We start from the raw sequence: 11,361 nt of genomic DNA, 5'->3' as shown, positions 1-11,361 counted from the left end.
AGGGGATCTGAAGCTCGCCTGGGAGCGGAGTGGCGGAATCGTTCATCTTGCAGCCGATTGATCGGCTAAAGGATGCTCGGCCGTACGCCATTACGGTTTACCCCCGATATAGGGTGCGTGTTAGCCATAGTCCGGCCGGATATGGCGAAGCGCTTAAGGTGGGCATTCGCTTCGAGTAATCGAATCGGGTGTCAACAAGAGTGGTACCGCGCGGGCATACAGCCTGTCGTCTCTTGCAATGCAGGAGACGGCAGGCTTTTCTTGTTGCCATCAGATTTGTCCCATTCCCAGGAGGGCGGCTGCGTGTTGGAATACGTTAAGCGAATCCTGTTAGAGCATTACGCAAGTTAACCGGATGAACCAGGCTGATTCACATTCACACATACGGAACATTGAGATCTCAAGACGAGATTTGCATAGGAACAACCTAAGAAACAACTAAGCATAGCAATAACGCAATGAACAGGAGCAGTACGACGATTCGGGGTGCCAGAGAGCTGCGGGACGGTGCGACGCAGCCGAACGAATGTTGGAAACTCGCCTGTAAGCGGAGCGGTGGAACAAGGGAAGGCGGAGCGAAAGTTTCCGCGTACAGCTTGCGTACATCGTTACGGCCCATCCAGCCGTTACCCTGGACGCCGACAATTCGAACTTTCCGCGATATGGCGGGAGCCGGATTGTCAGCAACAAGCGGACTCGATCACCTGCAAACAGCGAACAATTGCTGGTCAGGCGATGGGTCAACGAGAGTGGTACCGCGGCAGCGGCTTGAACACAAGCCTGTCGTCTCTTATTCGCCAAGGCACATGCCAAGGCGAAGAGACGATAGGCTTGTGTTTTTTATTGTCACATGTACACCCAACCTAATTTGAGCGGAGGAAACAACCATGACGAACCAATCCCCTAACGAGATGAATAAAAACCGGATCCAAATTTTTGATACAACGCTACGTGACGGCGAGCAATCCCCGGGAGCGGCAGTTGATTCCGGCCGTAAAATCGTCATTGCCCGCCAACTGGCAAAGCTGGGCATCGACGTCATCGAGCCTGGCTTCCCAATCTCCAGCCCTGGCGATTTCGCAGCGGTTCAGCAAATCTCCCGCGAGCTGCAAAATGTGGAGATCGCAGGCTTCGCCCGCTGCATGCGCCCTGACATTGATGCGGCAGTTCGCGCAACAGAGGATGCTGCCCGCCGCCGCCTGCATCTGTTTATCTCCTCGTCGGACATTCATCTGGACTTTCAGATGCGCAAGTCCCGTGACCAAGTCATTCAGATGGCAAAGGATATGATCAGCTACGGCAAGCAATTCGTCGATGAAATTGAGTTTTCGGCGATGGACTCGACGCGTACGGGACATGAGTTTCTGATCACGATGGTTGAAGCGGCGATTGAAGCGGGCGCGACCATTATTAACATGCCGGATACGACGGGGTATGCAATGCCCCATGAGATAGAGGAGCTGTTCCGTACCGTACGCCGCGAAGCGCGCGGTGCTGATCGCGTACGCTTCAGCGCCCACTGCCATAACGATCTGGGCATGGCGGTTGCCAACAGCATCGCGGCCATTCGCGGCGGAGCGACGCAGGTCGAAGTTACGGTCAACGGCATCGGCGAACGGGCCGGCAATTGCTCGCTGGAAGAGCTGGTCATGGCAATCGAGACGCGCAAAGAGGCGCTGCAGGCAGAGACCGGCATTGTGCAAGCCGAAATTTTCAACACCTCGCGACTGGTTAGCCGCACGATGCGCTTCCCGATCGCCTTCAATAAGCCAATCGTCGGCCGCAATGCATTCCAGCATGAATCGGGCATCCATCAAGACGGTCTGCTGAAAAACCGTAATACGTTCGAGATTATGGACCCTGAGGCAATGGGCATTCCACGGAGCATGATCATTCTGGGCAAATCGTCAGGCCGTCACGCGATCAAGCATCGCCTGTCGGAATACGGCATTCAGGTCAGCGAAGACCAGATGCAAGGCATCTATGAGAAGTTCATCGAAATCGCTGACGTTAACAAAATCGTGACGGACAGCGAGCTGGTTCGCATTACGGGCGAGGCGACCGCAACACAGCCCGATCCATTCGTGCTGGCCGATCTGCAAGTCGTATCCGGCACGCAGCGTTCCCGCGTAGCTTCAGTTACGGTTCGCGATGCAGAAGGCGTTGAGCGCTCATACTCGGCTGTCGGTGAAGGGCCGCTGGAATCGGTGATCCGCTGCATTCAGCAAGCGATACCGGATGCTGGTGAGTTCGAGGACCTGGAGCTGCATTCGCTGTCCACTGGGGAGGGCGCGTATGGCGAAGCGGTCGTGACGATTGTATATGAGGACCAACGTTATCGGGGTACAGCAATCCATAAGGATATCGTGCTGGCAGCGGCGCAAGCGTACGTAGCGGCATGCAACCAAGCGATCATGAGCAGCGGCCGCAAGGCAAGTCCAGCAGTAGAGCAAGCCGGGCAGGCGGATGCGACAGCCCAAGCTGATGTACCGGTACAATCCGCAGGTTAATCCGCGGATGATCCTTTATGAAGAGCAGTTAGGCAGGCGATTTAGCCTGCGGGACTGCTCTTTTTTCCATTTATCCACAAACGGCCAACGAACTGTTGATAACGCTTCCAAAAGCTTGCTGCACCTCGTTTTATCGAAACGTGTAATTGTTATGTAAAAGTGGACAACTTTTTCACAGGTGGATTGTGGATAATGTGGATAACGTGGACAAAAGAGAGAGGAAGCAGTACTTAGGTCGCAGGCCATTCGACAAGCCGCTATTTATCACGCGTTTATCGACGTTTATTTCGACAGAATTGTACAACAATTTATTCACGGGTGTGGATAAAACTGTGGATGAAGTGAATAGATTTTGGAAAAGCCCAAAATCGGCCTGTAAGAAGCTCATCATGCATAACTCCGAATCATCTGAGAAATAATGGAGGGGGTGCTAGCAACATTTGTCGAACGGAGGAAAGGCATGTTTTCTAATGATAATAAAGGCAACCAAAGCAAGAGCGGGAGTTCGCCTGATCTTCATGCGGGCAGCGCATCTGACACGCGATTTGCCGAGGGAGAGAATGAACGGACGCTGACGAACCGGCAAGGGCATCCTGTAACAGATAACCAGAACATTCGAACGGTCGGCAGCCGAGGGCCGACGACGATTGAGAACTATGATTTTCTGGAGAAAATCTCGCACTTTGACCGGGAGCGCATCCCTGAACGGGTCGTTCATGCGCGGGGCGCAGGTGCGCATGGCTATTTCGAGGCATACGGCAAAGCTGGCGATGAGCCGGTATCGAAATATACGAGAGCGAAGCTGTTTCAAGAAAAAGGCAAACGCACGCCTGTATTCGTCCGATTCTCATCCGTTATTCATGGCGGGCATTCGCCGGAGACGCTGCGTGACCCTCGCGGCTTTGCCGTGAAGTTTTATACAGAGGATGGGAATTGGGATTTAGTCGGCAACAACTTGAAAATCTTCTTTATTCGTGATCCGATCAAGTTCCCGGACATGGTGCATGCGTTTAAGCCTGATCCTGTAACGAACATTCAGAGCAACGAGCGTTTCTTTGATTTCGTATCGAATTCACCAGAGGCGACGCATATGGTCACCTTCCTATTCTCGCCGTGGGGCATTCCCGCCAACTATCGCCAGATGCAAGGGTCGGGCGTAAACACCTACAAGTGGGTGAATGGGCAGGGGGAGGCGGTGCTCGTCAAGTATCACTGGGAGCCGCTCCAGGGCATTCGGAATTTTACGGCAGGCGAAGCCGAGCAGGTTCAAGCCAAAAACTTTAACCATGCGACGCAGGATTTATATGAAGCAATTGAACGTGGCGACTATCCGGCATGGGAGTTATGCGTCCAAATCATGAGTGATGGTGAGCATCAGGAGCTCGATTATGACCCGCTTGACCCGACGAAGCTGTGGGATCCTGAACAGTTCCCGTTCCTTCGCGTTGGCAAAATGGTGCTCGACCGCAATCCGGTGAACTATTTTGCCGAGGTGGAGCAGGCCGCGTTCGGCACGGGCGTTCTCGTGGATGGGCTCGACTTCTCGGATGACAAGCTGCTGCAAGGGCGCACATTCTCGTATTCGGATACGCAGCGCCATCGCGTTGGAACTAACTATTTGCAGCTGCCGATTAATGCGCCTAAGAAGCATGTGGCAACGAACCAGCGGGATGGGCAAATGGTTTATCAGGTTGATATGGCGCCAGGCCAGAACCCGCATGTCAATTACGAGCCGTCTTCGCTTGGCGGGCTGCAGGAAGCGAAGCAACAAGGCAAGGAGCATGAGCCTGTTTATCATGATCGGCTCGTCCGCCAGCGGATTGAACGGACGAATGACTTCGCCCAGGCTGGAACGACTTATCGCAGCTTGGATGAAGTGGAGCGCAACGATCTCGTCGCGAATCTGGGAGCGGCATTATCGGAATGCCGGGAGATCATTCGCAACCGGATGGTCGACCACTTCACGCAAGCGGACCCTGAGTACGGCGCAGCTGTCGCTCAAGCAATTGAGAAGTCGTTGAAGACCGGCAGTAGCTCGCATATTGGAACAACAGAAGCGAATGATGGGATGGAGATCGCATCGGAGCTTGGCCATCCGTCGGATCGTTACTAGCAACTAAGAAAGGCAGCGGGAACCAAAGTACAGCCCCTCAAGTGTAAAGCTGAGGAGGCTGTACTTTTTTTGCAGTAGTAAGTGCCTTCACTAACACATACTGGATGAACAGCCCTAGCAAATATATGGCTGACGGAAGCTACGCCTCGTTCACCAACCTAATCGATGCAGTAATCGGCACGAGAGTTTATTATAACAACGGCGACCACTCTGGCATCGTTTATCAGGCATCTGGCCCAATCGCAAGCGCAGCGCTACTAAATAATTAAAGACTCCCAGTTCACTTTCACGCTCAAAGCGCATTACGCGGCTAACTTTAGCTCAAACTCGAAAGATTATGAACCCGGAGCTACGATTCGCGGATTCCGTTTAATTGGAAAGTGGGGAGATTCGATAAAGGAATATGCTTTTATTATCCGGACAGATGCCAAGAAATAAGCTGAAAAGTGGGGGATGTTAACGGGGATGTAGGACTAATAATAGATAGCGGAAGCCATGGCTATAGTTCAGGCCATGGCTTCCGTTGTTTTTGTTATATCGCTATCCTAGCCTACAAGGGCTTCCCATTGCTCATATACGGCGGACAACTCAGCTTTCTTCGTCTCCACGTCACCTTGTATCGTTTGGATACGCACATAATCGTTGAAAACCGCTGGGTCCGTGAGCTCAAGCTCCAGTGCTGAGATTTCTTCTTCTAGCCTTGCAATCTCGCCTTCCAGCTGCTCTTGTTTGCGCTGGCGGTTTCGCTCGTCACGCTTGGCTTGCTTATCTGCTTCATAGGAAGTTGGGGCGGCAGGCTCCACAACAGCAGATTGCTTGCTCTTCGTTGTTGAAGCAGAAGCAGCGGAAGCTTGTGCGGCAAGCTCTTCACGTTCCAGCTTTTTCTCGATCATATCGTCATAATTTCCCAGGAAATGCTGGCAGCCATCCGGCGTTAATTCGACAATTCGCTCCGCCATTTTGTTTAAGAAGTAACGGTCATGCGAAATGAACAGCAACGTGCCGTCATAATCCAACAGCGCAGCTTCGAGCACCTCTTTACTGAACAAATCCAAGTGGTTCGTTGGCTCGTCAAGAATGAGGACGTTGGCCCGGTCAAGCATCAGCTTCGTCAAGGCAACCCGTGCTTTCTCGCCGCCGCTAAGCGACGAGACGCTCTTCTGCACATCATCGCCACTAAATAAGAAGTTGCCAAGGACAGTGCGAATACGGGATTCCTCTAAGCTAGGGAAAGCGCTCCATACTTCCTCTAAGACAGATTTTGTTCCTGTCAAAGTCGCTTGCTCTTGGTCATAGAAACCGAGCTTCACATGCGTGCCCCAACGATAGGTTCCTTCAGCCAGCTGCTGTTGGTCGATCAGCGCCTTGAGCAGGGTAGACTTGCCGATTCCGTTAGGGCCGACAAGTGCAACCGTTTCTCCGCGCTCTAAGCGAAAGGAAACGTTACGGAATAGAGGCGTACTGCTGCCCTCGAATGCGACGGAAAGCGAATCGGCGTTTAGTACATCCTTGCCAGTCGGTCGGTCAATTTCGAAGGAGAAATATGCTTTCTTGAGTTCGCCTAACGGCTTATCCAAGCGCTCCATCTTATCGAGTGCTTTGCGCCTGCTCTGTGCACGCTTGGTAGTCGAAGCGCGGGCGATGTTTTTTTGAATGAACTGTTCGAGCTTCGCGATTTCATCTTGCTGTTTTTCGAACATTTTGAGCTGCGATTCATACTCTGCTGCCTTGAGTTCAATGTACCGGCTATAGTTGCCGGTGTAACGCTTAGCGGCATGCCGTTCGATCTCAATAATGGACGTTGCCAGTGCATCGAGGAAGTAGCGGTCATGGGATACGACGAGCAGCGAGCCATTATAGCTGCGCAGGTAGCCTTCCAGCCAAGTAAGCGTCTCGATGTCCAGATGGTTCGTCGGCTCATCGAGCATAAGCAAGTCTGGCGCTTGGAGCAGCATGCGCGCGAGCGCCAAGCGAGTGCGCTGTCCGCCGCTCAACGTCGAAATAACCGTCGCTTGGTCGAACTGGCCAAAGCCCATGCCGTGAAGGACGCTCTTGATGCGGGTGTCCATCTCGAAGCCGCCCTCCGTGCGAAAATATTCCGATCGCGCAGCATAACGGGCCAGCGTTTCCTCATATCGTTTTTCATTTTGCTGCAACTGCGGGTCGGAGATCGCCACTTCTAGCTGGCGGAGCTCTTGCTCCGTATCGATGAGATCGCGGAACACCTCACGCATTTCTTCTATAATGGTACGGTCGGATTGCAGGCCGCTATTCTGGGCAAGATAGCCGATTCGCGTTTCTTTTGCTTTGTAGACCGTACCTGAATCGGGCGAAATGACGCCTGCAATCATTTGCAGAAGCGTCGATTTGCCGGCGCCGTTCACGCCTACGAGCCCGACTCGTTCCCGCTCCTGGATCTGGAATGTTATGCGGGATAAAATTGGCGTTATGCCGTAGCTTTTGGTCAAGTCGGATACTTGAAGCAACATGGTAAGGATAGCCTCCAATTTCAATATCGGTTCATTCTTATATAGGTTCATATTATGCTAGCAGCTGTTGAAAACCCGGACACCGGGCATTATGTTCTATAGGGACAGTTTACATGATTCCGTTCGTTTGCGAAACTATGTGCACATTGGCGAAAGCGCAATAAGAATGGTAAACTAAAAGCGATATAGAAGCACGTGATGGAAAAGAAAGGCAGCGATAGCGGATGGTCGATCAAATGAAGGGGCTTAAGCCGGAGCTGCGCAAGGCGATGAAGGCAAAAAGGGATGCCCTGAGCGCTGCTGAACGGGATCAGCGGTCGGTTGCTGCTTGCGGCAGATTGGCCCAGTTGCTCGAATCGACGGGCGTATCGGCTGTGTTCGTTTATATTCAGCTGCGAAGCGAGCTTGATACCTCGCCGTTGATTGAATGGTGCTGGAGCAACGGGGTTGCAACTGCTGTCCCTTGCTGTGAATCTGATGGGCGGACGATGGCGCTTTATTGGATCCGAAGCTGGGATGGCCTCATGCCTGGCGCATATGGGATTCGAGAGCCGAATCCAGCGGCAGCGACGCCTTGCGGCAATACTTTTGTTCCAGGGGCTGTTATCGTTCCTGGCTTGGCATTTGACCGAACGGGCGGGCGGCTTGGCTACGGAGCGGGTTATTATGACCGGTATTACGATGCGCTGCAAGCAGCCGTGGCCGCCGAGGGTGGCGCAATGCCTCCATGGATTGGGCTCGGCTATGAAGCCCAGTTAGTCGAGCAGGTGCCTACGGATGGGCATGATGCCTACATGGATGCGATCGTGACAGAGCAGGCGATTTACCGAAGTGGACGGAGGAGCGGTACGACATGGAGTCTTTGACACACTTTAATGAACAAGGCCGAGCGCGAATGGTCGACATTACGGACAAGGAAGTGACCTCGCGTACGGCGATTGCGGTAACGACAATTACGATGCGGCCGGATACCTTGCAGACGATCAAAGCCGGCAAGATTGGCAAAGGCGATGTGCTCGCAGTAGCGCAGGTGGCGGGAATTATGGCAGCGAAACAGACGTCGGCTTGGATTCCGATGTGCCATCCTATTGCGCTAAGCGGGGTGAATATCGCTTTTGGCGATAATGGGCAGGACGAACTATATATTGAAGCAACTGTTAAGACGGCCGGCAAGACGGGCGTTGAGATGGAGGCGCTAACGGCGGTTTCCGCCGCAGGCTTGACCGTGTATGATATGTGTAAGGCGCTGCAGAAGGATATGGTAATAGGGCCGACACGGTTAATGGAGAAAACCGGCGGCAAGAGCGGGGACTATCGGAGTGGGAGCTAGCCTGCTGCCGAATAACCGCAAGTGATGGGAGGAATTGTTCATGAAATGGAAAGTGGCGATTCTGACAGCGAGCGACAAAGGTTCCAAGGGGGAACGTGAGGATACGAGTGCACAAGTCATCCGGGAGCTTGTAGAGGAAGAGCTGAACGGCGAAATCGTCGATTATCGGATAGTTCCTGACGAACAGGATGAGATCATGGCGGCGCTGATCGAGATGACAGATTATTATCAAGCCGACCTAGTGCTTACGACAGGCGGTACTGGCCTGGGCCCACGCGACGTTACGCCGGAGGCGACGATCAAAATCGCGGATCGGCTCGTGCCGGGCATCTCGGAGGCAATGCGCATGGGGGGCATGAGCCGCACGCGCCGAGCAATGCTGTCCAGAGGGGTAAGCGGAATGCGAGGCCGTTCGCTAATCATTAATTTGCCAGGCAGCCCGAAGGGCGTGCATGAATGCCTTATGCAGGTCATGGACCAACTGCCGCATGCGCTGGGCATCGTATCTGGCCGAATCGGAGAGCATGCGAATGAGCGCTAATAGGAATGGAACGGGCGGCAGCCGTGAAACGGTTATGCGTGAAGTGCCGGTAGCGCAAGCAATCGGCATGCGGCTTGCCCATGACCTGACGCAGATTGTGCCAGGGAAGTTCAAGGGCCGCAAGTACAAGCGCGGCCATCTCATTGCCGAAGCGGATATTCCAGGGCTGCTGGACATTGGCAAAGAGCATATCTATACGCTTGAGATCGGCGATGATGATTTGCATGAGGATGATGCCGCATTACAACTAGCATCGGCGTTGCTGGGAGACGGCTTGTCGTTAACCGAGCCGCATGAAGGCAAGGTGACGCTTCGTTCGGAACGAACAGGCCTTGCTGTCATTCCTCCCGCTCTAGTTGATGCCATTAACGAGATTGGCGACATTGCGCTGGCGACAGTGAAGCATCATGCGCCTGTAGCGGCAGGACAGCCGGTCGCGGCTACTCGCGCGATTCCGCTCGTGTTGCCCAAGGCAAAGGTGGAAGCTGCGCTGGAGCAAATTCAAGCCTACCGGGCAGCCAACAATGGCGAGTCGCCCATTCAAGTGCGTCCGCTCCGCAAGCTGCGTGTCGGCCTGCTGACGACTGGCGGAGAAGTGTTCAGCGGACGGATTGAAGATAAGTTCGGCCCTGCTGTACGGGCGAAGCTGGAAGCGTTAGGCTCAGAGGTTGACGAGCAGCTATTCTCGCCAGATGACCGACAAACAATTGTCAATCATATCCGTTCCTTGCATGACAAAGGTTATGATATGATAGTTGTAACTGGAGGCATGTCTGTTGACCCGGATGACCGCACGCCAGGCGCTATCAAGGAAGCTGGAGCTGATATCGTAAGCTACGGCACGCCAATGCTGCCAGGTTCGATGCTGTTAATGGGTTATTTGAACGGCATTCCCATTATGGGTCTCCCAGGTTGTGTTATGCATGATCCCTACACGTCGTTCGATGTGCTGCTGCCGCGTATTCTCGCCGGTGACACCATTACTCGTGCCGATATTGTGAGCATGGGGTACGGCGGGTTATATGGCTGTTAAGCCAAGGACAAACGTTTTATACAGTTTGATTCTCACTTGAAGCTGAGAGGTGAATACAATGTTCAGTGGCATTGGGCCTACGGGTATTATTTTGTTAGTTTTAGTCGCCCTCTTGTTGTTCGGGCCGAATAAGCTGCCGGAATTGGGCCGGGCTTTCGGACGTACGCTGCGAGAGTTCAAAGCGGGCGCTCGAGACATTATCGATGAGGCTCCTGAAGACCGCAAGTCTAAGGAACGGGTTGAAGTGAACCGGACGGACGACGTTCAGTCCTCCGACAACAAGCGGCTTCCGGATTAATCCGGGCCGTTTTTTTCTGCTACATAAGCTTAAGGAGTGAGCCAGCATGGCCGAGCAACACCAGTCTTCCTCCGGTCAGTCGGCGGCAGAGGTGAGAAAGCAAATAAGTGAAAATGGGCTAATGCCGCTTTTGGAGCATCTTGGCGAGCTGCGGCGCCGTATCTTTTATTCGCTTCTCGTACTCGTGATCGGGCTCGGAATCGGACTCTATTTTGCCAAGCCGTTGTATTTGTTCGTCATCGAAGACGGCCCTATGAATGGTGTCGACCTGCATACGTTCTCACTATGGGACGGCATTGGGATGTACATGAAATTCGCATTTCTCATCGCGCTCGTGCTTGTGCTTCCATTTGTGTTTTTCCAGCTCTGGGCGTTTATTAAGCCAGCACTCTCAGTACAGGAGCAACGTGCTACGCTAAAGTACATTCCGTTTACGCTGCTGCTGTTCCTAATGGGGCTTTCATTTGCTTACTTTGTTATTGCACCGATGGCTTTCGAATTTACGACATCCGTATCACGCAGCCTTGGGCTTATAGAGACTTATGGCGTGATGCAATACATCTCGTTCCTGCTCAACTTATTGCTTCCGATTTCCTTGCTGTTTGAATTGCCGCTTGTCATTATGTTTTTGACGAAGCTGCGCATTTTGAACCCGATTCGGCTGCGAAAAATGCGCAAAATTGCGTATTTTGTCATGATCCTAATCGGCACAGTCATCACCCCGCCGGATGTCATTTCTGATATTCTTGTTTCCATCCCGCTGCTCATCTTGTATGAAGCAAGCATCTATTTGTCGGGCACTGTCTACAAGAAACAGTTGGCTGCTGATGCTAAGTGGGAGAGGGAATCAGCCTAGTTAAATGATGTAACAAAGCGAACATGAAGCCGCTGTTGGCATTCCTGATTGAGGGATGCTGGCAGCGGCTTTTCGTATTATCAGGTCAGCCAGACATTTCTGGTTGGCCTATTTTTATAGGCGGTCTATGATGGCGATAGCCGGGAGAACGTGCGGCTTTTAGGGGCGCTGACTCCGTAATAAAAACTGTT

Annotated in this window: 11 protein-coding genes; 10 read left to right on the top strand and 1 reads right to left on the bottom strand. The window is 52.9% G+C overall.

Features of this window, described 5'->3' with window-relative positions; genetic code table 11:
* The first annotated feature begins 29 nt into the window (after positions 1–29).
* The 4 genes from GON22_RS26195 (at position 30) to GON22_RS19955 (ending at position 4,623) form a co-directional block, all read left to right on the top strand.
* Positions 30–179, top strand: a complete 150-nt coding sequence (locus tag GON22_RS26195) for a hypothetical protein (protein WP_237179259.1) — start codon at positions 30–32, stop codon at positions 177–179.
* Positions 180–507: 328 nt separating this feature from the next.
* Positions 508–867 carry a hypothetical protein gene (locus GON22_RS19965; RefSeq protein ID WP_160397879.1) on the top strand — a complete coding sequence of 120 codons (360 nt, stop codon included), beginning with the start codon at positions 508–510 and terminating at the stop codon, positions 865–867.
* A gap of 20 nt (positions 868–887) precedes the next feature.
* Positions 888–2,510, top strand: coding sequence for a 2-isopropylmalate synthase (locus GON22_RS19960; RefSeq protein ID WP_202113356.1), 1,623 nt, complete (start codon positions 888–890; stop codon positions 2,508–2,510).
* Between the two features lie 460 nt (positions 2,511–2,970).
* On the top strand, positions 2,971–4,623 hold the full coding sequence (locus GON22_RS19955; protein ID WP_237179258.1) for a catalase: 1,653 nt from the start codon (positions 2,971–2,973) through the stop codon (positions 4,621–4,623).
* 545 nt (positions 4,624–5,168) lie between these two features.
* On the opposite strand, the gene GON22_RS19950 is transcribed toward GON22_RS19955, so the two are convergent.
* Complete coding sequence (locus GON22_RS19950; RefSeq protein WP_160397878.1) at positions 5,169–7,112, bottom strand: ABC-F family ATP-binding cassette domain-containing protein; 1,944 nt, start codon at positions 7,110–7,112, stop codon at positions 5,169–5,171.
* A gap of 224 nt (positions 7,113–7,336) precedes the next feature.
* On the opposite strand from GON22_RS19950, the gene GON22_RS19945 reads away from it, so the two are divergent.
* From GON22_RS19945 to tatC, 6 genes are read left to right on the top strand one after another with little or no spacing between them, the layout of a single operon-like run.
* Positions 7,337–7,978, top strand: a complete 642-nt coding sequence (locus GON22_RS19945) for a 5-formyltetrahydrofolate cyclo-ligase (RefSeq protein ID WP_160397877.1) — start codon at positions 7,337–7,339, stop codon at positions 7,976–7,978.
* Positions 7,966–8,442, top strand: coding sequence for a cyclic pyranopterin monophosphate synthase MoaC (gene moaC, locus GON22_RS19940; RefSeq protein WP_160397876.1), 477 nt, complete (start codon positions 7,966–7,968; stop codon positions 8,440–8,442). The genes GON22_RS19945 and moaC overlap by 13 nt, the downstream gene beginning before the upstream one ends.
* Positions 8,443–8,482: 40 nt before the next feature.
* Complete coding sequence (locus GON22_RS19935) at positions 8,483–8,983, top strand: MogA/MoaB family molybdenum cofactor biosynthesis protein (RefSeq protein WP_160397875.1); 501 nt, start codon at positions 8,483–8,485, stop codon at positions 8,981–8,983.
* On the top strand, positions 8,973–10,016 hold the full coding sequence (locus tag GON22_RS19930; protein WP_160397874.1) for a molybdopterin-binding protein: 1,044 nt from the start codon (positions 8,973–8,975) through the stop codon (positions 10,014–10,016). Before GON22_RS19935 ends, GON22_RS19930 begins: the two co-directional genes overlap by 11 nt.
* 58 nt (positions 10,017–10,074) lie before the next feature.
* Complete coding sequence (locus GON22_RS19925) at positions 10,075–10,314, top strand: twin-arginine translocase TatA/TatE family subunit (protein WP_160397873.1); 240 nt, start codon at positions 10,075–10,077, stop codon at positions 10,312–10,314.
* Positions 10,315–10,360: 46 nt separating this feature from the next.
* Entirely contained in the window at positions 10,361–11,170 is an 810-nt protein-coding gene (gene tatC, locus GON22_RS19920; protein ID WP_160397872.1) for a twin-arginine translocase subunit TatC, read from the top strand.
* The last annotated feature ends 191 nt before the right edge of the window (positions 11,171–11,361 follow it).

The organism is Paenibacillus sp. MMS18-CY102 (assembly GCF_009789195.1).
In the GTDB taxonomy this organism is placed as follows: domain Bacteria; phylum Bacillota; class Bacilli; order Paenibacillales; family Paenibacillaceae; genus Paenibacillus_T.
Note: the sequence above shows the minus strand (reverse complement) of the source record. Positions and strands in the feature narration are given on the sequence as shown.